This is a genomic window from Reticulibacter mediterranei (assembly GCF_016587455.1).
In genome coordinates this window covers 7,912,839-7,936,216 of sequence record NZ_BNJK01000001.1, presented here as the reverse complement: position 1 = coordinate 7,936,216, position 23,378 = coordinate 7,912,839, and the positions used below count along the sequence as shown (strand labels likewise).

Annotated in this window: 21 protein-coding genes; 8 read left to right on the top strand and 13 right to left on the bottom strand. The window is 52.6% G+C overall.

Annotation, left to right across the window (positions count from 1 at the left end; translation table 11 throughout):
- Window positions 1-61 precede the first annotated feature (61 nt).
- Both K3T83_RS33935 and K3T83_RS33930 read left to right on the top strand, forming a co-directional pair.
- Entirely contained in the window at window positions 62-298 is a 237-nt protein-coding gene (locus K3T83_RS33935) for a PLD nuclease N-terminal domain-containing protein (protein WP_236065042.1), read from the top strand.
- Window positions 299-502: 204 nt separating this feature from the next.
- On the top strand, window positions 503-1,054 hold the full coding sequence (locus K3T83_RS33930; protein WP_220207344.1) for a DinB family protein: 552 nt from the start codon (window positions 503-505) through the stop codon (window positions 1,052-1,054).
- 84 nt (window positions 1,055-1,138) lie between these two features.
- Here the strand turns inward: K3T83_RS33930 and K3T83_RS33925 are convergent, their stop codons facing one another.
- From K3T83_RS33925 to K3T83_RS33915, 3 genes are all read right to left on the bottom strand, one after another.
- Complete coding sequence (locus K3T83_RS33925) at window positions 1,139-2,008, bottom strand: hypothetical protein (protein ID WP_220207343.1); 870 nt, start codon at window positions 2,006-2,008, stop codon at window positions 1,139-1,141.
- Window positions 2,009-2,146: 138 nt separating this feature from the next.
- Window positions 2,147-3,025: an amidohydrolase family protein gene (locus K3T83_RS33920; protein ID WP_220207342.1), complete on the bottom strand. Its 879-nt coding sequence runs from the start codon at window positions 3,023-3,025 to the stop codon at window positions 2,147-2,149.
- A gap of 266 nt (window positions 3,026-3,291) precedes the next feature.
- Window positions 3,292-3,723 carry a winged helix-turn-helix transcriptional regulator gene (locus K3T83_RS33915; protein ID WP_220207341.1) on the bottom strand — a complete coding sequence of 144 codons (432 nt, stop codon included), beginning with the start codon at window positions 3,721-3,723 and terminating at the stop codon, window positions 3,292-3,294.
- A 127-nt stretch (window positions 3,724-3,850) separates the two neighbouring features.
- Between K3T83_RS33915 and K3T83_RS33910 the strand changes: the two genes are divergently transcribed.
- The 3 genes from K3T83_RS33910 to K3T83_RS33900 all read left to right on the top strand — a co-directional run bounded on the left by K3T83_RS33910 (window position 3,851) and on the right by K3T83_RS33900 (window position 7,297).
- Window positions 3,851-4,747, top strand: a complete 897-nt coding sequence (locus K3T83_RS33910; protein WP_220207340.1) for an aldo/keto reductase family oxidoreductase — start codon at window positions 3,851-3,853, stop codon at window positions 4,745-4,747.
- A gap of 297 nt (window positions 4,748-5,044) precedes the next feature.
- Window positions 5,045-6,673, top strand: coding sequence for an ISL3 family transposase (locus tag K3T83_RS33905; protein WP_220207339.1), 1,629 nt, complete (start codon window positions 5,045-5,047; stop codon window positions 6,671-6,673).
- A gap of 180 nt (window positions 6,674-6,853) precedes the next feature.
- The gene (locus K3T83_RS33900; protein WP_220207338.1) at window positions 6,854-7,297 is read left to right on the top strand and encodes an OsmC family peroxiredoxin; all 444 of its coding nucleotides are present in this window, start codon (window positions 6,854-6,856) and stop codon (window positions 7,295-7,297) included.
- A gap of 63 nt (window positions 7,298-7,360) precedes the next feature.
- On the opposite strand, the gene K3T83_RS33895 is transcribed toward K3T83_RS33900, so the two are convergent.
- Window positions 7,361-8,602, bottom strand: coding sequence for a glycoside hydrolase family 3 protein (locus K3T83_RS33895; protein WP_220207337.1), 1,242 nt, complete (start codon window positions 8,600-8,602; stop codon window positions 7,361-7,363).
- Between the two features lie 363 nt (window positions 8,603-8,965).
- On the opposite strand from K3T83_RS33895, the gene purU reads away from it, so the two are divergent.
- The 3 genes from purU (at window position 8,966) to K3T83_RS33880 (ending at window position 11,349) form a co-directional block, all read left to right on the top strand.
- Window positions 8,966-9,826, top strand: coding sequence for a formyltetrahydrofolate deformylase (purU, locus tag K3T83_RS33890; RefSeq protein WP_220207336.1), 861 nt, complete (start codon window positions 8,966-8,968; stop codon window positions 9,824-9,826).
- Window positions 9,827-10,029: 203 nt separating this feature from the next.
- On the top strand, window positions 10,030-10,452 hold the full coding sequence (locus K3T83_RS33885) for a gluconate 2-dehydrogenase subunit 3 family protein (RefSeq protein ID WP_220207335.1): 423 nt from the start codon (window positions 10,030-10,032) through the stop codon (window positions 10,450-10,452).
- A 165-nt stretch (window positions 10,453-10,617) separates the two neighbouring features.
- Window positions 10,618-11,349 (top strand): PadR family transcriptional regulator, encoded by a 732-nt coding sequence (locus K3T83_RS33880; protein ID WP_220207334.1) that lies wholly within the window; start codon window positions 10,618-10,620, stop codon window positions 11,347-11,349.
- Between the two features lie 121 nt (window positions 11,350-11,470).
- Here the strand turns inward: K3T83_RS33880 and K3T83_RS33875 are convergent, their stop codons facing one another.
- The 9 genes from K3T83_RS33875 to K3T83_RS33835 all read right to left on the bottom strand — a co-directional run bounded on the left by K3T83_RS33875 (window position 11,471) and on the right by K3T83_RS33835 (window position 23,246).
- Window positions 11,471-11,908 (bottom strand): SRPBCC family protein, encoded by a 438-nt coding sequence (locus K3T83_RS33875; RefSeq protein ID WP_220207333.1) that lies wholly within the window; start codon window positions 11,906-11,908, stop codon window positions 11,471-11,473.
- A 54-nt stretch (window positions 11,909-11,962) separates the two neighbouring features.
- On the bottom strand, window positions 11,963-13,597 hold the full coding sequence (locus K3T83_RS33870; protein ID WP_220207332.1) for an FAD-dependent monooxygenase: 1,635 nt from the start codon (window positions 13,595-13,597) through the stop codon (window positions 11,963-11,965).
- Window positions 13,598-13,671: 74 nt separating this feature from the next.
- Window positions 13,672-13,872, bottom strand: a complete 201-nt coding sequence (locus K3T83_RS33865; RefSeq protein ID WP_220207331.1) for a DUF8691 family protein — start codon at window positions 13,870-13,872, stop codon at window positions 13,672-13,674.
- Window positions 13,873-14,058: 186 nt separating this feature from the next.
- Entirely contained in the window at window positions 14,059-16,821 is a 2,763-nt protein-coding gene (locus K3T83_RS57610) for a winged helix-turn-helix domain-containing protein (RefSeq protein ID WP_308441699.1), read from the bottom strand.
- Between the two features lie 91 nt (window positions 16,822-16,912).
- Window positions 16,913-17,233 (bottom strand): DUF3307 domain-containing protein, encoded by a 321-nt coding sequence (locus tag K3T83_RS33855; protein ID WP_220207330.1) that lies wholly within the window; start codon window positions 17,231-17,233, stop codon window positions 16,913-16,915.
- A 138-nt stretch (window positions 17,234-17,371) separates the two neighbouring features.
- Complete coding sequence (locus K3T83_RS33850) at window positions 17,372-18,844, bottom strand: DUF4129 domain-containing protein (RefSeq protein WP_220207329.1); 1,473 nt, start codon at window positions 18,842-18,844, stop codon at window positions 17,372-17,374.
- Window positions 18,768-20,183, bottom strand: coding sequence for a DUF58 domain-containing protein (locus K3T83_RS33845; protein WP_220207328.1), 1,416 nt, complete (start codon window positions 20,181-20,183; stop codon window positions 18,768-18,770). Before K3T83_RS33845 ends, K3T83_RS33850 begins: the two co-directional genes overlap by 77 nt.
- Before the next feature lie 8 nt (window positions 20,184-20,191).
- A complete protein-coding gene (locus tag K3T83_RS33840; protein WP_220207327.1) occupies window positions 20,192-21,181 on the bottom strand; it encodes an AAA family ATPase in 990 nt (329 codons plus the stop codon).
- 448 nt (window positions 21,182-21,629) lie between these two features.
- Window positions 21,630-23,246, bottom strand: a complete 1,617-nt coding sequence (locus K3T83_RS33835) for an O-antigen ligase family protein (RefSeq protein ID WP_220207326.1) — start codon at window positions 23,244-23,246, stop codon at window positions 21,630-21,632.
- Window positions 23,247-23,378 lie beyond the last annotated feature (132 nt).

Genomic DNA, 23,378 nt, shown 5'->3' with positions numbered 1-23,378 from the left:
AAGCGCTTTTTTTGTCTTTCAATTAATGAGCATGAGAATTATCTCTTAGAGGAGGCTTGCTATGATGTTGATTCCCTGGTGGAAACTGATCCACGTTTTTCTTCTCGGCGGACGCGGTCTTGCAGTTCTGGCAACCATTTTCTGGCTCTGGGTGCTGGTCGATTGCCTGACCAAAGAACCCTCAGAAGGCAATGATAAGGTCGCCTGGGCGCTCTTTATCCTGCTGGTCCCGCTCATTGGAGCACTCGTGTACTACTTCGTGCGCCGACCCGTGCGCCCACAATCAACTGGCAATTGAAAGGGAAAGGTGAGGAAATCTTCTCTCTCCCTGGCGGATTTATCGGATGCGCCAGCAGACACCTCGCCATATGATGCTGGAAAGGGGGGCACACGCAAATTGGACAAAAACGTCACTCAGAAATGAAACGGTCGATATCAGGGTAGATTCTAACCGCTTTTGGTGGTAGCATGTCGAGCAAAGAAACAGAAAGGAGTACACATTATGGCTGAACGACCGATGGAGACGACAGTGCGCACGGCTCTGTGGCAGCAGTTCGGCGCGGCCATCGATATGCTGGAGAATGCCCTGGTGGCCTGCCCCGATACGCTCTGGCAGGAGCATCTCTGGATCGACTCGGAGGGATCGGACTACGGAACATTCGGGGATATCATCTACCACACCCTCTACTGGCTCGATCTGTATCTAACGGGCCGCCCAGAAGAAGAATTCACGCCCCCTGCACCTTTCAATAGGAAGTCCGATGATGTCATTCCTAAACAACCCTATACCAGGGACGAGCTTCACACCTATCTGAAGTATCTGCGTAAGAAGTGCCAGTCAACGATCACCTCTTTGTCAGACGAGAAAGTACATCAACCGTTCTATTTCCCCTGGGACAGTAAAAATCCGATCGGCTATTTCGAGCTCCAGTTGTACACCATGCGCCACGTGCAGGAGCATGCGGCCCAACTGAGCCTCTTTCTCGGACAACACGCCATCCCGGATGAGGCGCTCGATTGGGTCGAGCGAGCGAAGGATGAAGTGGGCCTCTGAGGCACGTGCATTCCCGCTCTCACTTTGGGTGTTTTTGCTCAATTCGCGTGCGCACATCATATGGCGAGGTGCCCACCAGCAGGGCTATTCCTGCTGGTGCTCGTTTTCCTGTTCTTCCAACAGGGGAAGTGGAGCCGTGATGCCAGTACGCTTCCCCGAACCTGGAAAGGTCGTTGAACGCCCGCCTGGATGCGCACGCTCAAACGGGAGCCGCTGATGGTGATAGAGGCGATTGGAGAGGAGGGTATGATTGGCGTTCATCGCTACCTGCATTGATTCAACGATATGCTCTAGCTGTTCGATGCTGGCAAAAATCTCCTGAATATAGGCAATATTGCTGCTAAATGTCTGCTCTTGAGCATGCACCAGCTCTTCGCGTAACGCGCTCAATTGCTCGGCCAGGGATCGCTCTAACGCTTTCATCATGGCTTGCATCGACTCATCCAGGGCCGCGAGACGCTGCTCCATCGCCTTCTCGACCACCTCAACCAGATCTTCCCAGGGAATCTCCGTTTGCACCTCGATGGACTCAAAATCTGGCTGGGCCTCAGAGCTATGAACAGTAGTAAACTCGGCCACTGTTGTACGCTGACTGATCAATTGTTCAATCGCCAGTAATTGAGCAGCCAGCGCGCGCTCAATCTGATCCTCAAATTGCTGTGATTGGTCCTGCTGCTCAACCGCAGCATCGCCCCGGAGCGTTTCCATCATATGCTCATGCTGTCTGGCAAGTTGCTGAGAAAGGTCATCGCGCAGCCTGCTTTGCGATTCCGACAGGCGTTGAGGAAGGTGACGCAGCAGATTTTGCTGAAGCGTGACAAGGCGCTGCTCAAACTCATGTCGAAGTATGCCCATACGCTGATCCAGAGCACGTTCCATTTCACGACGTTGGGCAGTCAATCGCTGGTTGAGTATCGTATTAAATGCCTGAAGCTCATCCTGAGTAAAAGACATGAGGCTCTATCCTTCCTCCCACTTGATGATCATAGCTCACGCTTGACCTGCCCTAGTATAGAAATTGCACTTCTTTCTGTCAATGAGCGCCGCCAATCCTGCCAAAGTGGGCTAGTAGAGCGGCGCTTCAGACTGAGCTTATGATGAAAACGTCATCTGTCCAACCTGCGTATGAGCCAGCAACTTCTGGGCATTACGCCACATCAGTTTCTCTCGCGCCTCTGGCTGGAAGTATGTGAGCGGTTCAAAGTCCTTGAGCCAGCGCTGAGGGGTAATAAATGGATAATCGGAGCCGAACAAGAAGCGATCCTGCAAACGCGTTGCCGCCTCACGCAGTAGTACTTCGGGAATGCGCTTCGGCGACCACCCAGATAAATCGTTGTACAGATTGGTTTTGTGAAGCATGGCGGCGATCATCTCCTCGTGCCAGGGCCAGGACGGATGCGCGCCAATAATCGTCAAGTCCGGAAAATCAGCAGCCAGAGCATCCAGATAGATCGGGCGCGTGTAGTCAAGCTTGATGCCCATACCGCCGGGAGTACCAGCTCCCAAGCCGTTTGTACCAGTGTGAAAGAGCGCCGGTATCCCCAACTCCTGTATTTTCTCCATCAATGGATAGAACTGCGGATCGTTGGGATAAAACGCCTGCACGCCCGGATGAAACTTCGCACCAGCCAATCCCAGCTCTTTCACCGCTCGCTCCATCTCTTTCACCGCCGCCTTGCCTTTATGCGGGTCAACGCTGGCAAACCCGACGAATTGGTGTGGGTAGCGCTCAACGATAGCAGCAACATAATCGTTGCCCAACGGTGGTAAGCCGGTGGCTGTCTCTGCATCCCAGGCAAGCAGCACGCCGATCATATCCAGTTCAGCATAATCAGCGGCGATCTGCTCGATATCCTTGAGCTTGACCTCGGTGCGAAAATAGCGCTCGGCTGCCTTTGCATATGGACCAAGCGTCACCTGCATAAACTCTGTTGTTGGCAAGTGAACGTGAAAATCGATAGCACGTGGCATAATTCCTCCAAATAGTGATCCAGGGAGTAACATCATTGCGTTCAGCCCTGGCAACATATGGTAGTACTAAAAGCAGCTTGTCATAGAAGCATCAAGCGAGTATACTTATCGGCGTAGGATACGTTTTCATATGGCAGGGATGCCTCCTCTGGCCCCTGTTTATTATTCCATCCTACCACACCACACCATTAGGAAATAGGGCAATTTGCAATAATGACCCCGACTCTTTCTCAAAAGTGGGGCCATGGGGTAGCGCTGTAGGGGAGTTAGAGTGATTTTTCTCGCTGTTGAACAAGAGAAGCTACTGCATCCTGAAGCGGCGTATGATCACGTTGATCGTACGCCGTTCGCGCCTGCGCGACCTCCTGTAAATGTCCGTATGCCCAGTCTCTTAACGCTTTCATTGGTTCGACCAGCGTCTGTCCCAATGGCGTGAGAGTATACTCGACGACTGGAGGCACGACAGGATAGACGACGCGCCGCACCAGGCCGTTACGTTCCATCGCCCGCAATGTCTGCGTCAGCATTTTCCTCGATATGCCACCGATCCGCTTGAGCAATTGCCCAAACCGCATCGTGCCATCGTTCAATGCAGCGATCACCAGCGGCGTCCACTGATCCGCAATCAATTGCAGCACCTGCCGCGATAGGCAGTTCTCCTGGAAAATATCAGGAACACTTTGTTGCTTAGTTACCATATGGAAACTCCATCACTTTTTGGTTACATCTTACATGATACACGCTTTTCAGATAGAGTGGTAGGAGTGATGTGTTACTCGCACATCGTGATTATCATCGTTTCAATGAGGGAAAAGGACATTTTCTATGCTATCGCATTCATCGCATGAATATAGTAATCTGCCAGCCACAACCGCAGGAACGTTCACCATGACCGAGGATCTGACGGTCACGCGTATGGGGTACGGCGCAATGCAATTGGCTGGCCCGTATGTGTTTGGCCCGCCTGCTGACCGCAACGCAGCCGTGTCCATACTGCGCGAAGCCGTGGCGCTAGGCATCACACACATCGACACAGCCGACGCCTACGGCCCGCACATCACCAACCAGATCATCAAAGAAGCCCTGCATCCCTACCCCGACTCGTTGCATATTGTAACCAAGGTCGGATCTGTACGAGACGCCGAGGGCGGCTGGCCCCCTGCGCGTGCTCCCCATCAACTGCGCCAGGCCGTCCATGACAACCTGAAAAATCTTGGGTTGGACACCCTCGACGTCGTGAATTTGCGGGTCGGCGGCCTGCAAGGACCCACTCCTGGCTCAATCGCCGAACCATTCACAGTGCTCGCACAACTACAACGAGAAGGACTGATCAAGCACCTCGGTCTGAGCAACGTCAACGCTGAGCAAATCGCTGAGGCACAGTCCATCGCGCCAATTGTGTGCGTGCAGAACTTCTACAATCTCGCTCACCGGGGCGACGACGACCTGATCGACTCCCTCGCCGCGCAAGGTATCGCCTACGTGCCTTTCTTCCCGCTCGGCGGCTTCTCTCCTCTTCAGTCCGACAAACTGAGATCTGTCGCCACCCGTCTCAACACCACACCCATGGCTGTTGCGCTGGCATGGCTGCTCCAGCGCTCACCGAACATTCTGCTTATCCCGGGTACCTCATCCGTTGCGCATCTGCGCGAGAACATCTCGGGTGCTACGCTGACCCTTTCCGAGGACGATCTGACCAATCTGAACAGCATTGTCTCATAAGCACAACTACCTGGATGTCTTTTCCTGACGCCTCAGCGCCTTATATGTTGTGGGAGGAGGGGAAACGCGGGTAAACGTGTGTTTTGTCCAGCGTCAAATGACGCTGGACTGGGTCACTCTTCAAGAAGAGTGTACCAGATGGGATGCGATTTCTCCAGGCTCAGTAGAGAAGATTTCCTATGTTTCACCCGAAACATCGTCGAACATTCGGTTCTTACACACTCTCGGTGAAGCTTATTTGCGCCTGTCACACGAATAGATCGTTCTACATAAATAAAGAGACTGTAGAAGGATCGTATGAAGAAGAGAGAAGTGCTCACACCGCTTGCCTTGCCAGAGGAACTGGAGATTACAGAGATCGAGATGAATGATGAGATCTTCACCCTTACCGCTCATTGCACGCGGAAATACCCCTGCTGTCCCCTCTGCGGTACACCAGCACAACGGTTCCATAGCCATTACTTCCGCCGAATCACGGATCTGCCCTCTGGTGGAATGCGCGTGTGTTTGCAGGTTCTGGTGCGCAAATGCTTTTGTGATGTCAACACCTGTGTGCGCAAAATCTTCGCCGAGCGTTTGGCTCCTTTTGCGGAACCGCTGGCACGAGTCACGACTCGTCTGTTTCAGGTGGTTCAAGCTCTCGGCCTTGCTACTGGTGGCATGCTTGGAGCGCGTCTAGCTGAGCGGATAGGGATCAAGACCTCCTGGATGACGGTTCTTCGCCGCATCATGGCATTGCCATTTGAGCCAGTTGAGCCAGTGCAAGAGCTTGGGATAGACGACTTCGCTTGGAAACGTGGACGGAAATGGGGTACGATTCTTGTCGATATGCAAAGTCACAAGGTCATCGATATTTTGCCTGATCGGTCAGCAGAAACTGCTGCTGCCTGGATAGCAGCCCACTCAGAAATTGAGCTGATAAGTCGAGATCGAGGAGGGGACTATGCATCAGCAGCCAAGACTGCTGCTCCTCAAGCTATCCAGTGTGCAGACAGGTTTCACGTTCTCAAAAACCTTGGCGAGGCTCTGGAGGGCCTTCTGGCCCGCCACCTCGCTGCTCATCGCAGAGGCCAAGCAGAAACATCCTCGGCTACCCCTCTCTCTGATGTGCAAGGGAAACAGCCGCCGAGATATCATCGATCTCATCCAAAGGCAGCCGAGCTGAGCCAGGCAAAGCGAGAAGAGCGCTTGGCTCAATACGAGCAAGTCGTGGCTTTACGCAAACAAGGCTTCTCGCAGACGGCTATTGCCAATCGGATAGGGATCGCTCACTCCACCGTCTCACGCTGGTTGAGGTGTGATACGTTTCCTGAACGACAACCGCCTTTGCGCAAGACTGGTGTTGATGCTTACCTTTCCTTTCTACGCGAACGCTGGGAAGCGGGTTGCCATAACATCATGCAGGTGTATCGGGAATTGCTGGAGCGTGGCTACAAGGGGTCATATCAGTCAGTCTATGATCAGGTGTTTCGCCTGCTTCCCGGAGGAACGAAGAACGCGACAATACCATGCAACCTTTCTGCGGCTCCTCTCTCCTCCAGATCTGCAGCTTTCCTCTTCCTTCGTCAGCCTGAAGCCCTTTCGACCGATGAGCAACAAACACTCATCACCCTCAAACAGCTTGATCTAGAGATCGAACTGGCCTACAACTTTGTTCGGCAGTTTGCCCTGATGCTACACATGCGGACTGGAGGAGAACAGCTTGATGCTTGGCTTGAGAGCGCGAGAGGGAGCCAGGTCCGTGAACTGCAAGGGTTTGTCAAGAGTGTTGAGCGGGACAAAGCAGCCGTACTCGCAGGATTGACCCTTCCCCAAAACAATGGATTAGTTGAGGGTCATGTGAACAAGCTGAAGCTTCTCAAAAGGATGGGATACGGCCGCGCCAGTTTCAAGTTGCTGCGCCAGAGAGTTCTTCATGCTCTCTGACCGAACTGGCTTCACCGAGAGTGTGTAAGAACCAACATTCACGCTATTTACTAACCGTTTCCGCAAGATTCACGACAGAATGGATTGTCACGAAAGATGCTGGCCTGACGTTTTGTTTATTAGATGGTGTATTTCCCAAAATACAAAGATTCACTCTTAGATAAAGAAAGGAACTCGCACATGATCAAAGCAGAATCTCGCGCTGAGGCAACATGGGAAGGCAATTTGTTCCAGGGACATGGTAGCGTTCAGGTAGGAAGCGGCGTCATCGGCACGCAACCAATTAGCTGGGCCACACGAACCGAGCGCTCCAAAGGCAAGACCAGCCCCGAAGAACTCATTGCTGCGGCCCATGCCGGCTGCTATGCGATGGCCTTCTCGAATACGCTGGCAAGTGCCGGGCATACCGCAGAGCGCTTAACAGTCAATGCTACTTGCACTTTTGAGCAGATTGAAGGCGGCTTTAAGATCGGGTCCATTACGCTCGACGTACGCGGGAAAGTACCAGGACTGGATGCCGCTGGTTTCGCACAGGCCGCACAAACAGCCGAACAGGGCTGCCCGGTCTCCAACGCCCTGCGCAACAACGTCGCCATCCATGTCAACGCCCACCTGGAAGATTAACCCCTTTTCTCACAAAAGATATAAGAGGCCCCTTCCTCTTGAATTGGAGAAGGGTGCTTCTTTTCAAAGCCCAAGAATGTTGTACTGCATCTTCAGCAATAAGATACGCTGCACTGATTGATCGATGCGCTGCATTGTAATATGCCCTTGCTGGATCGCCTGTTTGAGAGCAACCACAACCTCTGCGACCTGCGAGGGAGTATATGGCCCCTCAATGATATCACCGCCTGCCTCAATCGCCATCACAGATGCCTCACTCAAGGACCAGCGATCACTGATCCCCTGCATATACAGCCCATCGGTAATTACCACACCATCGTAGCCCAGCTCGCCGCGCAAAAGGCCATCGATTGCTTTAGCGGACAGTTCGGCAGGGAGATCAGGATCGATAGCTGGCATCAGCACATCGGTACTCATAATCATAGCTGGATGATCCTGTTGGATCATGATCTTATAAGGCGCAAGGTCGATCTTCTCCAGATCAGCCATACTTCTTTTGACCGTTGGCAAGCCTTCGTGGGGGTCAGAGCTAATCGCGCCCAGCCCCGGAAAATGCTTTAAACACGCAATAACCCCATTGCTCTGCAAGCCTTCCAGATACGCCCCGGCATAGGTTGCCACCGTTTGCGGATCACTGCCAAACATACGCGATTCCAGAACTGGTGGATTGACGGTATGAACATCAACAACTGGAGCCAGATCTGCGTTGATCCCCAATTCCTGCATCCATTCTGCCGCCTGCGCCCCCTGCTGCAAGGCAACCTGTGGATCGCCGCTGGCCGCCATCTCTTCGGCGGAAGGCAGATCACCATGAAACGTCCGTAAGCGATTGACCAGCCCGCCTTCCTGATCGGTCGCAATCAGCAATGGGGTGCGCGCGTCTCGCATCGTTTGTTGAGAAAATGCTCGCACCTTGTCAGCCTTATTATAGGGTGCCTCAAAGTTGTGATTGCTTTCTTGATACATAAAGCCACCCACAAACTGTTGCGTGATCATCTCCTGCAAACCGCTGTCCTGATAATCCTGCCCAAGATACTCCACTAATATGAGCTGACCCAATTTCTGCTCCAGCGACATCCCCGCAATGATCTTCTTCGCGCTTGCGATTCGTTGCTGCGCCAATGCCTCCTCAGCGCTTTCGGTTGGCTGAAGGGCAACCACAATTTTGGTCGCCGCCTGTGTGGGCGTAGCCGTCGCATGCGATGCCACGCCAGACCGCTGAGCACCACACCCCGCTACGAGCAAAGCCAGGCAACAGAGAACATATACAATATGGTTATAGACAGATTTATTTTTTCTTTGCATTGACAACAGATACCTTTATAGAGAAAGATACTAGAGCTTCTGCATTAAATGATGAGTTTACGTCATAAGCAGAGCAAAAAAAAATAGCACAACATATAATTTGAAAGCTATAACTTTCTGCCGAGAAAACATTCTCAAGGCTCCCTACTACTATACACGCAGATTATATTACAAGAGGGACGATTTGGCTAACCTGACCCGTACTCGGCTGAAATGTTTCGGCAGCGATGAGAGAAAACGAATTCTGCTATTGACAAAGGGCAACAATAATCATAGTATATACACTCAGCAGTCACAGAAATCGCCCTCTGTGCAATAACCTCATCACAAAAAGAAGAGAACAACTACGGTGGGAGGGCTTCGTTGTCCACACATAAGTCAACAATCACATTGCTCATTTCGTGTCCCGACAAACCTGGTATCGTAGCGGCTGTGTCCCGCTTTATTTTTGCCCATCAGGGCAATATCCTTGAATCGGACCAGCATTCAACCAACCAGCAAGATTGCACTTTTTTTATGCGCGTGAGCTTTGCCGAAGAAGGCTTTGCTCTCCTGCCTTCAGAGCTAGAAGCCACCTTTGCACCGATTGCCGAAGAATTCCATATGCAGTGGAGCGTCAGCTACTCTCGACAGCGTAAACGGGCGGGCATTTTTGTATCCAAATTCGATCATTGTCTGACCGATTTACTCTGGCGCTGGCGCAGCGGAGAGCTAATGATGGATATCCCATTTATCATTAGCAATCATCCCGATCTGGAACCGCTGGCGCATATGTATAATATCCCCTACTATCATTTTCCAGTCCATAAAGAAACCCGTAGTGCTGACCAACAACGAATTCTAGAATTTATCCAGGGCCGGGCCGATTTTCTCATCCTGGCTCGCTATATGCAAATCCTGGAACCGCTCCTTGTTGATGCCTATCCGCATCAAATCATTAACATCCATCATAGTTTCTTGCCGGCATTCATCGGAGCCAATCCCTATCAGAAAGCATTCGCACGTGGCGTCAAAATTATCGGGGCAACCGCCCACTACGTCACAGCCAATCTGGACGAAGGCCCGATTATCGCGCAAGATGTCATTCACTGTAACCATCGCGATACAGCCGAAGACTTGATGCGCAAGGGACGCGATGTTGAGCGCCGGGTGCTAGCGGAGGCTGTGCGCCTTCACACCGAAGATCGCATTCTGGTGTACGAAAATAAAACTATTGTTTTTTAATCTCTGGCGCGTTCCCACATCTTGTCGATACTAAAAAGTAGGGAACACGCGCAGGGGCCACACAAACAATCGCTCAATCGTAAGGAATGGGCAATCGTCAATCGCATTTTATGCCATCGCGAGTTGAAATGCATCTCAAACATATGATACCATTAGAGATGGTTGAAAAGGTCGCCAACCTTATTCGCTAAGAGGAGCCTTCCATGAACAAAATACTGCAAAGCAAATCAGCCCAAAAAAATCCTATTGCCGAGCTTACTCGCGAAGAAGAAGCTCAGTTGAATACGATTATTGACCTGCTCATTCCATCAGACGAACATTTTCCTCCACCTTCCAGCCTTGACCTGATCGATGAGTTTTTGCATCACTGCTCATCCCGTGTCGAATATTCTCCCCGCATGCTCAACCTGAAACAGCTGCGCAGCGTCTTCGACCAATTGAATGCTGCCGCCGGTGGCAGCTTCTGCAAAGCCTCTGCCGACAAGCAACAGGCATCGCTCAAATCCCTGGAACAGCTCGATCCAGCTCTTTTCCAGGAACTCTGGACCCTGGTCAATCATAGCTACTACACTCGTATGGCAATGTACAGTTCCACCTCTCTTCCACCATCCGCCACATTCGCGTAAAGGTATTTTTTGCTCTCAGGATGTGGGATGCAGCGAGAGGCAAAGATAGCCTTATTTCGATCCAGCAGAACATACATATTTGTCCTTGACATGAATACGATATATCGCTTATAGTATTTACAGCGATATATCGTATTTCCCTGGAAACGAAAGGAGCGAACTTTTATGCCTGGCAGATTCGACAGACATTTTGCATATCAATATGGCGGCGGCAACTGGGAAGGCTGGACTCCTCCCTGGTTGCAGGATGATGGACCGAACTTCGGACCACGTTTCTTTGCCAAACGCATCAAACGCGGCCTCTTCGGGCATGGCGGACCCTTTGGCCCTGGCGGACCTTTTGGTCCAGAAGGCCCCTTCGGTGGTCCTGGCGGCGAATCAAGACGCTTCTTCGGGCGCGGTGACTTGAAATATGCGCTGCTGGAACTGCTCCAGGAACGCTCCATGCATGGGTACGAGATGATGAAGGCGCTGGAAGAAAAATCGGGCGGCTTCTATGTCCCCAGCGCAGGCTCCATTTATCCAACGCTCCAGATGCTAGAAGACCGCGGACTCGTCACCGTTGCAGAAGCTGATGGGAAGAAAGTCTACAGCATTACCGAAGCAGGAAAAGCATTTCTTGCTGAGCGGCAAAAAGAAGATGAGGATTTTCCCGGAGCGGGATGGGCACGTACTTTCGGCCCTGGCGGTCGCTGGAATGCCCCGGAAATGCAGGCGCTCCGCAGCGAAGCAATGGAAGTGGCCCGCCTCTTCTCGATTGCCGGGCGCATGTCGTTCCACAACCCGGAACATCTCAAACGCCTGCACACCATCATCGAACGCACGCGCAACGATCTTGCCAATATGATCTATGGTGAGAGCAAGGGCAGCGATCCCAACACACCACCAACTGAATAATTTCATCTATATATCCAGGATATCGTAGTCGAGCGATTTATCACAGTAGAAGCCACATGACAAGTGCACCGCGATCAATCGCTCGACTACGATATCCATTGTCGTTACAGGTTAAAATTTATTATTTTTGCCCGGCCAGAAATTTTTTGAGCTGTTCGGCGTTGCGCGGCTGTGACTTCTTCATCTCCTGCCTCATAAAGAACTCCGCCACCTGTGGCACGTTGCCGACCTCGACGGTGATCGTCAGCTGGCAGCTTTCCGCTGAGAGCGGCTCGACGCGATAGGTCTCACGGAATGGATGGCTCGCCCCTTCCGGGGTAGCCAGGACCAGCAAACGATCTTGCTCAAACTCGGTCACACTCATCATCTTCTCGCTCTTGAAACCAGAGAACTTGCCCACTTCGTAGTAATCAGTTCCCAGATGAGCGGGGCCGGTTGGAGTCACACGAACCTCAAGAATCCCTTGAATCCAGGAGGGGCGAGCATCCAGATCGGTTAGCAGTGCAAAGACGGAAGCAGATGAGTAGTTAAATGTATCTGTATATTCAAACGTAGCCATGTTCTTTTCCTTTTTCTCAATCATGATGTACTGTTGACAATTTTTTACCATTGCTTAACGCGCTAGCATTGTGGAGATAGCGCCCATTAACACATTTTGCTCCTGTTGCACGGACTCACCCAAGCTCTTGCTCCGCCAACCAATAAAACCATCGGGACGGATCAGAACCGCACCAGTACTGGTGATTCCGCAGGTCTCGCAAAACCTGTTCTCACTCTCGATGAGATCTCCCGCCTCGCCGCCAACCTGATAGCTGGCAAGCTCTATATGGAGTGTCTCTTTTACATGTTGAGCGGCCTCTTTCCAACGCCGTCCATCGGGGCCAGCAAACAGAACAAAATGGGAGCCGATCAGATCGTGTGTTGAGATCGCCCTGTCTTCCTGTGCGAGTACGAGATGAGGGAAATACGTTCCCGGTTCTCCTCGCCACGCTTCCGGGGATAGAGCCAGGGGAAGTTGTTCATCGCCCTCTTCATGCACAAAAGCTCCCGTCTCATAACGATAGCCAGTATTGACATCTCTGATATTCACGGTTATGCCTGATGATCCCTCACTATGACGCTGCTGAGAAAGGAGCGCCATCTGTTCGGCGGTATAATCTGCCACCGGGCGACGCTCTGCATCATATGTAACTAACAACGCCCTGCCGGCCTCTCCACGTAGGACGGCTGCCAACTTCCAGGCCAGATTGTGGGCTTCAGCAATGCCCGTATTGGCCCCCAGACCACCGCTAGGCGGTTGAGTGCGTGCGGCATCGCCCACCAGGAAGATGTTGCCCTGCTGCCATCGATCAGCCACCAGCGCATTCATTTCCCAGGTCAGCGTGGCTTTGAGCGTGATCTTCAGGTCAGGAATGCCCGTCGCGGCCCGGATTAGGCTGAGGCAGCGCTGCTCAGGATAATCAGCGAGCGTCTCTTCCTCCGGGTCATAGCCCATATCCAACCGAAAGATGTCTCCTCGCCCGGTGGAACCTGGATAGGGAACAAGCGAGCCAATTGCAACCTGCTCGTTGCTCAGGAAACACATCACAACCTGCCTCTCGCGAAAAACCTTCATCAGATCGGCTTCAAAGATAGCGCTGATGAAATGCCCCATGCTTCCCGTGCCATGCTGACCGATGCCAAGCTGCTTGCGAATCGCGCTCTGGCTACCATCTGCCGCCACCATATATCGTGCGCGAATCGTGGGAGTACGCTGACTGACACGTTCGCGTACCGTTGCAGTTATGCCCTCTTCATCCTGCTCGAACGTCACCAGTTCGGTCCCAAAGTGTAGATCCGCACCAAGTTCTTCTGCTCGTGTACGCAACACAGGCTCCAGCAGGTCTTGAGCAATGGCGCTGCCATGCACGGGGCTGCTGGCATCGATAAACAAAGAGTCAACATTTTCTTGAAAACGGTCAAACTCCTGTCCCATCAGACTCTCGACCAAGAGCACCTGATTGCCTTGTGGAATAGGCGGCTCGATCCGGCGAATCGCCTCCTCAATTCCAGCGCCCCGGAATAGTTCCATTGTGCGCGGGGTAAAACCCATTGCGCGAGGATGGATCGCGGTCCCAGGATGGCGCTCGATCAACTGGGATGCAATCCCCTGGTTAGCCAGAAACATGGCGGTTGACAGGCCCACCAGACCGCCTCCGACAATCAATACCTGTGTCTTTTCAGTAGCATCGCGATCATATGATGACATATTCATTTCTCCTTATGTTGCTTTTCGCTTATTCATGCAAGAGAAGAGATGGAGTCGAAAACCGGTGGCGCTACTCACTGCTCCGAAGGCGCAAGCTCTAGAAGCGTTAGCCCCAGATCGCGCAATTTAATGAGGATGCCGTACAGTGCAGCTTGATCCTTGATATGACCCACAAGCAAGGTTGTGCCATCTACATTGTGAGTGATCGAGAGGTTCTCAAACCATCCTTGCCAGAAGGCGTCCAGGTGTCCCTTGACGCGGATAACGTATCTCATAAGCTCTTGGACTCCGTTCATATTGTTTGTTCTTCTCTGTGGATAAAGAATACCTGGTTCGCGAACAGAACACAGTAACCGAAAGGATATCGCAAGGGATACCTTTTTCATGGCGAAAGGAGTAGAGGAAAAGAGGTTCAGATGGTAGCCTTTCGGCTACCGTCCTGGTTGGGGATGATGAGCAAGTTAGAGTAAAGAGAGCGAGCGAGCATACGCAATAGCCTGCGTCCTGTTCTCCGCCCCCAGTTTGCTCAGAATATTCGCGACATGTTTCTTTGCGGTCGCAAGAGAGACAATCAGCTGCCTGGCAATCTCCTGATTGGAGGCTCCTTCCGCAAGCAGCCGCAAAACTTCCTGTTCGCGCGGTGTCAGCGCTTCAGGTAGCGATGATGGAGTACTGATGAGAGGTTTGGCGGTCAGAGGTAGCGTTTTTTCCGTCACCTCCTGGCCTTGCTCGCTTGCAAACACGTCGAGGAGCGCATGAATATAGGAAATATGATCTGCGGGAACATCGTTCTGCTCAGCAACGAGCAATGCCTGAAGTGCCTGCTGCATCGGTTTACCGGCATCGAGAAAGACGCGCACATATCCCTCCGGCTCTGCCAACATGAGCAAGCGCTGAAGGACGTAACGCGCCTCCTGGACATTCCCCGCCGCTTGCAGAATTGCCACCTGCAAGGCCAGGATCGCGATGACGCTCCCCGTGCGCTCAACCTGCTCGGCGCTGCTAAGAAGCGCATTGAGCCACTGTAAGGCCTGTGGATACTGCCGCTTTGCCAGATAGACGTGTACCAGCGCCAGATATTCCCTTTCGCGGGGATATGCGAGGACATCCTGACGGTGCTCAGCACGCTCGGCCCAATCCACAGCCTGCGCAAGTTTGCCCTGAGCCAGCCAGAGGTGAACCCGTACACTGGCAATCCAGGGACGAAAGAGGGGAATCTCAGCCGACTGATGCAAGCGCTCCAACTCACGTACCGCCTGTTCAGCACCAGTCAGATCGCCCTGAACAATGCAAACACGAACCAGCACCTCATAGGCTCCCATGAGAATATCCATATACTGCAAAGGCGTTGTCTGCTCAATGGCCTTCAGAGCAGCACTTTTCGCCATATCCAGATCATTCCATTCATAGGCGAGTTGCGCCTGGAAGAAATCTGGATACGCCGCCACCGGGAGCGGTCTGCCCAGACGATCAACCAGCTGGCCTAGTTCCTGGCAGTGGTCACGCGCTTGCCGCAATTGTCCCAGAGCGAGCAGAGCGGCAACCAGACCCCAGAGCACCTGACCTTCCAGGGCAAGTTGTTGTGTCGTCTGGCTCATAGTCCTGAGTTCCTGAATGGCTACCACCATCGGAGGAAAATTCCCGGCAAGGCGCAACGCAATGGTAAGGCATCCCCCATGTTGTAGCGACCACATGATATCGTCATTCAGAGACAACCGTTGCATCTGTTGAACAACACTGGTCAGCTGCTCTACGTTGCCGTCAGAGAGCGCCCCTGCAATCAGATCCCAGGATTTGAGAATCGTGATCCGATTGCGCAATCGATCTCGCTCCTGTGGCGCAAGGGTCTCCTGATCTGCACGCTGGACAAGCCGCTCCATAAGCTGATGAAGAGATGCTCTTTCTGCCAATTGTTGATGAGCGAAAGGAAACATCATATTGAAGGTTAAAATATAGCTTGTAGCAAGGCGAGGATGCTCACACAGGACATCTTCGGGCAACTGCTGAATCCAGGCTAACAATGTTTTCAGCTCGGCTTGCAGATACAGGCGTTCGACATTGCTTTCTAACAAGGAAGTAGCGAAAGAGAAGTCCCGTGCCGCCAGAGCGTGCGAGATGGCCTCATGCAACCAGCCCTGTTGCTCATACCAGACCGCTGCCGCCCGATGCAGTTGCAAAGCTCGTCTCGGCTGGATAGCCTGTAATCGGGCAAGCAACACCTCGCGAAAGAGGGCATGAAAGCGATACCAGTTCCGTTCTTCGTCGAGAGGCACGAGAAACAGATTGGCACGCTCCAACGCTTCGAGAATCTGTTGAGCATCTTCTCGTCCGGTGAGCGCCTGACAGATGGCAGCATTCATGCGATCAAGCACGGCTGTTTCCAGCAGAAAGTTCTGCTGCAATTCAGGCAGAGGCATCAAAATCTCTTCCTGCACATAATCAAGGATAAAGCGCTGGCTACCAGTAAACGCCCGGATAAAGGCTGGCACATCAGCATGTCTCCGCAGAGAGAGCGCCGCCAACTGGAGGCCAGCAATCCATCCTTCGGTGCGCGTTTCCAGGCGTTGCATATCCTCTTCTGAGAGTGCAAGCTTCATCACCTGAGACAAAAATGTCGCTGTCTCTTCGCTGCTCAAGCGTAGATCAGTGTCGCGAATCTCAACAAGTTGCCCACGTACCCGCAGACGAGAAAGCGCCAACGGAGGATCGATGCGACTGGCAATACATAGATGCAGATTGGGAGGAAGGTGATCGAGCAAAAATTGCAGCGATTCATGGATAGTTCGTTCTCTAATCACATGATAATCATCGAACACCAGGATTGTTTCTTGCTCAAGCATCGCCAGTTCGTTGATGAGCGAGGTCAGAGCGCCAGTCAGCTCTAAACGCTGGGGTGCCTGTAACAGGGCTAACATAGCCTCTCCTACAGGCAAGCTGGCTTTCCCGAGCGCCGCAATCACATAGGCCCAAAAGCGGATCGGATCGTCATCTTGCTCATCAAGTGTCAACCAGGCGACCCGGCTCTTGCTCTGACGAACCCATGCCGAGAGCAAAGTAGTTTTACCAAAGCCAGCAGAGGCAGAAAGCAGCACCAACCGATGCGCTGGTGTCACATCCAGATCTGCCAGCAATCTCTCCCGGTTGACCAATGTTAGAGGAAGTTGGGGTGCAGCCAGTTTGGTAGCAAGCGGCGAGATAAGGTTCTGATTTTCAGTCTGTGACATCGCTTTCTTCTGCTCTCTTCTGTTTCATAGTTCAATGCTGATGAGCATATCATGAAAGCGATCAGTGAAGCAAGACGCTTCCAAAAAACTGCTATAAATTCAGTCCAAGAATTAAGAAAATAGTCAAAAAATGCAAAAGCTGGTCGAGCCAGATAGGGCCAATTACTTTATAACGAGCCTTGAGCGCATCCACAACGAAATGGGTTCCAATCAAAACGGCAATGGCCGCAAGCGAAGGGAAAGGACGTATAAATAACAAAAAAGTCGCTGTATAGGTGGCGCAATGATAGAAATTTACCTCCCAACTTTTCCCCTTTTCAACGCTCATCCAGGTGCTTTGAAACGCAAAATCACCTACAAAATGGCATGCTAACCAGAGCAATACCGTCGAAATTTGCATATTGAATATCATAAGTTTCCCCCTCATTGTATCCTTTTATCACAGAATAACTTGATCAGGAGAAAGCATCTATGATCTATATCGCACCTGACATGTGAATTAGCGCATAAAACTCCACCTCTTTTAGCAATTACTTTTCTTTTTTATATTTTAAACTCCTTTTGTCCTGCCCGTAAACCTTTTCAGCAAATGTGGAACCCAGGTACTTAAATACTTTCGCTGGACCGCGCTGGTTTGCACTCCTCCATAACGCTCTCCCGCGTAGGACTGCGTTAATGTTTCCAGTATCGCTGCATCAGATAGTTCCTGTTCTGTGTCCATAGTCACAGCCGCACTATGCGGCAATTGCGCTCGCAGCCGCGTCTCATACTCAGCAGGTGTTTCGTTGGGACGCCGGGCCAGCCGCTCGTTGCTCTCCGCAATCGTTTGCAACAGTTCGCGATACCGTGCCCTCGCCGATCCTGGCTCAAGCGCTTCAAGTGCCAATTCCTCTTTCTTCTTTTTCCGCCGTTCCTCGCGCCGCATCTTCAAAATTTCCTGCACGGGTAGTGCCTCGCGCTCCTCCTCATCTTCATCCTCCTCGCGCTCAACCCGCCACCGCCTGACTATCGCTCGCACAATCAACACCAGAATTACCAGCACAATTAGCGACAGCACAATCTGACCGATCAATACAGCTTCAGGGGCAATCGGAGTCATGTGTGGCGGTGGCTGAGGCTTTGGGGCGGGTCCAGTTGGTCGTGCGGTTGGTGGAGGAAGCTTCCCACCGTTAAACAGCCACGAGAGCAGCGGCGAGAGCAAGAAATAGAGCGCATACACGATCCATGTGACTATCGTTCCCAGCACATTCCAGAAGAACGGCATGATTGCCAGTAATACCTGAAACGAAAAGGTCTCCAACGCCAGGGACGCGACAACCACAATCACCCACACAATTGAGAGAATCGTCAGCCAGGAGCGGGTCTGATCAGTACCCGTTGGGCTATGTCGCGCATTCTCCCGACGCACCAATCCCAGACGCGTAAACGACAGGCCGATCAAGCCGCTCATAAAGAACAGCGGGATGGCCTGCGCCTGCACCGCTAACACCAGAGGAGATGCCATGTTGAGCAATAAAATGCCGATCACCAGCCCAACCAGCAGCACACAGAACCCCACGCGAAACGCCGTGATAATATGCTCATCATCCAGCCCGGTCCGTGCCCAATCCAGTCCCCGTTTCCAGCACCAGACAACCAGCGCAATCACCAGAAAAAGGGCCAGAATATTCCCGATCTGTCCTATACCAACCGCACCAACAGGGACCATCGCCAGCACCAGTCCGCCAACCTGCCAGATTTGCACCTTGCGTTCGTTGACCCCACGCAGCACAAAGTGTTTCCCCAGCCTCGCCCACCAGAGCAATCCCAGCAACAACAGTGTAATCGTCGTCTCTCCCAACGGGACGGTCTGACCACCAGTGTTAAACAATGGTGCGAAGATGGCGAGAATGATGATAATCGGTTGCGATTCCATAATGCTAATTGCAACCGGAACGGCAAAGAACTCAATCCAGTTGGAGCGCAGTAGAGCTGGTTCCAACAGTCTCGCTTTTTTGCTCGCCGACGGTGCTGATGAGTTCATGCCATTTCTCCTTTCCACCGACAGAATGCAGGGGTAAATCGTAGATGTCCGTTGCCAGATCAACATCAGGCTCACCAGTCAGCACGAGATAGACAGCCGCACCACGCGCACGCAAATCAAGCAAGCGCTCTATCGTGGCGGCGTTGAGCGAGGTTTTCGCGCTGACCAACAGTATCGTCGTGCCAAGAGGAAACATCGTATCTTCCGTATCCATAATGTGCTCTATTGGCGTGTTAAAGCGGGGAACGAGCCGGGCCAGATGCGAAAGGATACGCTCATACTGTCCGTAGTCGGAGGCAAAGGGGACGCTGATTCCGGGGGCAGAAATCTTGATGCTGGTAGCATTTTCCAGTCTTTTGATATCCCACTCAACCAACGAATCGCTTAACGATGACGCGGGCCGCTCGGCCTGTAAGGTCATCAGGGAGCTATTGGAGAGCAACCCTACCATATAGTTATTGTCAAGCCCCCACAACGCAATCGAGGCTGCGACAGAGATCGTCAACTCCTGAATCTCGACATCGGCCTCTTTGAGATCTTCAGAATAGTTCCAGGCGTCGAGCAGCACGAGCAGGCGACGCAGGCTGCTGGGTTCGTAGAGCTTACTCTGCAACGTATGGGTGCGCGCAGTCGCTTTCCAGTGAATACGACGCGGATCATCGCCCAACTGGTAATCGCGCACACCGGCGAAACGCAGGGGATCTTCGATCAAGCGCCGATCCGAGGCATAGTCCCCAAAGGGATGCACAGATGCAAAGCCCAGCGTTTCCAGCGGCGCAATCAGCGGATAGATCAACAGGTTTTCGGCAACAGGCAACGTCATATCACATTCCAGCCAACCAAACGGATCGCTGCTTCTCAATCTAATAGGGCCAAAAACATGAAAGCCGCGTGCGTGACAGAAGAAGCGATAGTGACGTGTGACCCGCTGAAAAGACCAGAGGAGCCAGGTATTGGCAAAGGTATCTTCGTTCGCTTTGCGCAAGCGTAGAGCACGTTTGCTGACAGGAGCGAGCGGAGGCGTAATGGTATTCTCGGCTGCCAGCCAGGGCAGCGGGAGCCATTTCTGGTTTTCGATGCGCATCGAGAGCGTAACCACCTCTCCAAAGAACAAGTGATTATGGTCCACCCACTGGCGCACCACTAGATGCCGCAGCGCGCGTCGATACCACAGTTCTGGCACGAATGCGACGACGACGGTAAACAGTGCCGCCAGAAACGCGAGGGGTTGCCGCGTTACGACGCTGATAAACAGGAGGCCCACCGCCAGCGCATACCAGAGGCGGCGCTTTTTGAGCATCTCCTCATCGCGCTCAATCTTAACGAGATCGGTGTTCATCGCCACACCTACCTTTTGCTTGAAGGAGGCGCTACGGTCTCAACAGGAACAGGAGTCGCCTGCACAATCTCCGCAATAATCTCCAGATTGCGCTTCCCTCGCATCCGAGTTCGCGTCGTTGTAATCAAGCGATGGGCCAGCACAACAGGGGCCAGATGTTTGACATCGTCGGGCAGGACATAATCACGTCCTTGTAGGGCGGCGTAGGCTTCACAGGCTCGATACAGCGCCAGCGCCCCACGAGGACTGACGCCAAGCGCGACAGAGGCATGATTGCGCGTGGCTCGCACAATCGCCAACAGGTAGCGCTCGACTTCGGGTTGCCATTGCACCTGACGGACCACCTGCTGCAAGGCGACCAGTTGCTCCGCATCAATCACTGGCTGCAAGGTCTCCAGCGGCTCTTCGGTTTTAAAGCGATGCAAGATAGCCTGTTCCTCGTCTTCGGACGGATACCCGATCTGCAAGCTCATCAGAAAGCGGTCGAGTTGAGCTTCGGGCAGAGGGAAGGTTCCTTCTTGCTCTACAGGATTTTGTGTTGCCAGGACGAGAAACGGCTTTGCCAGCGCCATCGTCTCGCGCTCCACCGTTACCTGTCGCTCAGCCATTGCCTCCAACAGTGCCGCTTGCGTACGAGGAGTTGTACGGTTGACTTCATCGACCAGCAGAATTTGTGCAAAAATAGGGCCATGCCGAAACACAAAATCGTTGCGCCCCTGATCGAAATAGCTCACGCCCAGGATATCGGTCGGCAGCAGATCAGGCGTTCCCTGGATGCGTTGAAACGTGGCTCCCAGCGAGCGGGCAAGTGATTTTGCCATGACCGTTTTCCCCATACCGGGGACATCCTCAATCAAGACGTGACCATCGCTCAACAGAGCAACCAGCAAAAAATCAATCACATCCAGTTTGCCAATAATCACCCGCGCCACATTTGCCCGTAGTGCCTCCGCCAATTGCCGAACGGATTGAAAAGAGGGGGAAAGATTGTCTGACATGAAGGGCTTCTCCATTCACCATCGAAAATAAAAGAGGATTCCTTGCCGCTTCTTTAATATAAGCCTGTCGTAGTTGAGCGATGTATCGCGGGGCCGCACGACAAGTTCCCCGCGATACATCGCTCAACTACGACAGAATATAAATTCTTAAAAAGTAAACGTTTTAGCGCGGCAGGAATCAGTATATCACCTGACCTCTGCCGCGTCCAGACAAACGAGCACTGTGCCAGGGCTTTCCAGTTCTCCGCTCAAAGGGGTGCAGGGGTCTCCCTGCCGGGGTCTGGGGTGTCCCCAGTTTCCTTCCCTCCTTCGCGCGCCGCCTGCGGCGGCGCGCAAAAGAGAAGAAAAAAGGTTTTTGCGGGAACACCCCGCACCCCGGCAAAGGGCTGCCGCCCTCTGCACTCCCGCTAGATGGGAGATTTGGAAAGCCCTGGCACTGTGCTGCCCGTCACACAGCCTCTTGCTTCGCTTCAGATTGCACGACATCGCGCCAGGAAGTTTGTGAGAGGACACGCAGCAATAATAAGGTCGCAACCAGGGTCCAGAAGCAGAAAGAAAGGTCTTGTTCCAGAAAAGCACTATCGACCTGCCCCTGCACCAGAGCGGCCAGCATAGCAGCACCCACACCCAGCGTCATCCAGCGCAACTGCTCGCTATATTTGCCAGGAGCAGCGTGCAAGGAGATCAGGATGCGCGCAAAGAGCCAGTAGAACAGGATCAGCACGACGCCAAACGAGAGCAGACCGAATACTCCTATGCTCACCCAGATATGCAAGAATATGTTATGGGGATGCGACAGATTCGGCTCATTGACCAGCCCCGTTGGGTGTCCGGTTGCATCTCGCAGCAGCCAATAGTGATGGAGCGTATTCGGGCAGATAGTGTTCTGGCTGTAATGACAGAGCCAGTTATCCAGCCCGTAGCCAAGCCAGGGGCTATCGTGAATCATTGCCAGCGCCGCCTGCCAGAGATAAACACGCTTGGCAGCTGTGCCGGTCCCAAAGGCATCAGAGTGGCGATCAACCACATAGTTCAACAACTGGGTATGATATACGGCAACTACGGCAATCGCCAGCACCAGCGCGAACAGGCCACCAATCAACAAAATCTTACGGCTCCTGATAGAAAACCCTACAACAAAAAGCGCTGCCACTGCAATGCCCATCCAACTCCCCAGAGAATGCGTCAAATAGAGAACGACAAACATCAACCCTGCTAAAAACAGTGCCAGGAAACGGCTGCCCCAGCGCACTCGTCCCAGCGCCCATGCCAGCACAATTGGCAACGTATAATCAAACAGCAACCCGATGCTATTCGGACTTCCGTAGATTGCATAGACGCGACGCACACCCTCTTCCAGCGCCATAGAATTTGGAAAGAAGAGAATCTGTATCACGCCCATGAAAGCCACAATCGTTGCGGTGGCGATCAGGGCAGCGAGCAGACGTATCACATCGTGTCGCGAGCGTATATAAAGGAGCACCAGCACAAAATAGAGAAGGGGTGCGAAGACCTCTTTGCGAAAATCGCGCAGAGCCAGATCACCCCGATAGGCGATGGTAATCGAGAGGGCAGCCACCAGTAAAAACACAACCATTGGTAGCAGAAACGGCCCCACACGATCTTGCAGCTCTCTCCACGAGAGCCAGAAACGCCGCTCGCCACGCTTCAAGACGAACTGTGCCAGGCAGACCACAACACAGATGCTCAGCGTAATCTCGGTCAGGCTAAACATAGCAGAGCCGGCAACTGCTTTCTGGTACGTTTCAAGATAATAGGGCAACGTCAGCGGCAACAGGGCAATAGCAAATGATAAGCGATACCAGCTTAATAATGCAAAAATAAGCAGAAATGGTAGAGAGAGCAGAGGAGAATGGATAAGATAATAGAGTATCATCGAAAGAACCAATCCTCCCTCGACCAGGCGATCTCGCCAGAACGGTGAGAGGCGAGCCAGCAGATGTCCATTCCCTTCAGGGGGGAGCGCTGGTGGACGCGATGAGATAACAGGCCGCTCATCTGTACTCTGAGCAAGTGACGATACTGATATATTCTGGTTATTCATAATAGACGACACACTTCCGCAAAAAACATAGGCCACAACGAAGCAACTCGCAGAAATTGATACTGAATATGAACTATAACAAATTGCATACCATAAGTCTACCAACGGGGAAGATAGGGGTATATGTCTGAC

Coding starts and splice junctions, on each gene's coding strand:
- K3T83_RS33905 (WP_220207339.1), top strand. CDS start 5,045: ATGAAGAAGAGAGAAGTGCTCACACCGCTTGCCTTGCCAGAGGAACTG.
- K3T83_RS33850 (WP_220207329.1), bottom strand. CDS start 18,844: ATGAACTCATCAGCACCGTCGGCGAGCAAAAAAGCGAGACTGTTGGAA.
- K3T83_RS33895 (WP_220207337.1), bottom strand. CDS start 8,602: ATGCAAAGAAAAAATAAATCTGTCTATAACCATATTGTATATGTTCTC.
- K3T83_RS33835 (WP_220207326.1), bottom strand. CDS start 23,246: ATGAATAACCAGAATATATCAGTATCGTCACTTGCTCAGAGTACAGAT.
- K3T83_RS33845 (WP_220207328.1), bottom strand. CDS start 20,183: ATGAACACCGATCTCGTTAAGATTGAGCGCGATGAGGAGATGCTCAAA.
- K3T83_RS57610 (WP_308441699.1), bottom strand. CDS start 16,821: ATGTCACAGACTGAAAATCAGAACCTTATCTCGCCGCTTGCTACCAAA.
- K3T83_RS33865 (WP_220207331.1), bottom strand. CDS start 13,872: ATGAGATACGTTATCCGCGTCAAGGGACACCTGGACGCCTTCTGGCAA.
- K3T83_RS33885 (WP_220207335.1), top strand. CDS start 10,030: ATGAACAAAATACTGCAAAGCAAATCAGCCCAAAAAAATCCTATTGCC.
- K3T83_RS33870 (WP_220207332.1), bottom strand. CDS start 13,597: ATGTCATCATATGATCGCGATGCTACTGAAAAGACACAGGTATTGATT.
- K3T83_RS33935 (WP_236065042.1), top strand. CDS start 62: ATGATGTTGATTCCCTGGTGGAAACTGATCCACGTTTTTCTTCTCGGC.
- K3T83_RS33910 (WP_220207340.1), top strand. CDS start 3,851: ATGCTATCGCATTCATCGCATGAATATAGTAATCTGCCAGCCACAACC.
- K3T83_RS33875 (WP_220207333.1), bottom strand. CDS start 11,908: ATGGCTACGTTTGAATATACAGATACATTTAACTACTCATCTGCTTCC.
- K3T83_RS33880 (WP_220207334.1), top strand. CDS start 10,618: ATGCCTGGCAGATTCGACAGACATTTTGCATATCAATATGGCGGCGGC.
- K3T83_RS33840 (WP_220207327.1), bottom strand. CDS start 21,181: ATGTCAGACAATCTTTCCCCCTCTTTTCAATCCGTTCGGCAATTGGCG.
- K3T83_RS33855 (WP_220207330.1), bottom strand. CDS start 17,233: ATGATATTCAATATGCAAATTTCGACGGTATTGCTCTGGTTAGCATGC.
- K3T83_RS33915 (WP_220207341.1), bottom strand. CDS start 3,723: ATGGTAACTAAGCAACAAAGTGTTCCTGATATTTTCCAGGAGAACTGC.
- K3T83_RS33930 (WP_220207344.1), top strand. CDS start 503: ATGGCTGAACGACCGATGGAGACGACAGTGCGCACGGCTCTGTGGCAG.
- K3T83_RS33925 (WP_220207343.1), bottom strand. CDS start 2,008: ATGTCTTTTACTCAGGATGAGCTTCAGGCATTTAATACGATACTCAAC.
- K3T83_RS33900 (WP_220207338.1), top strand. CDS start 6,854: ATGATCAAAGCAGAATCTCGCGCTGAGGCAACATGGGAAGGCAATTTG.
- K3T83_RS33920 (WP_220207342.1), bottom strand. CDS start 3,025: ATGCCACGTGCTATCGATTTTCACGTTCACTTGCCAACAACAGAGTTT.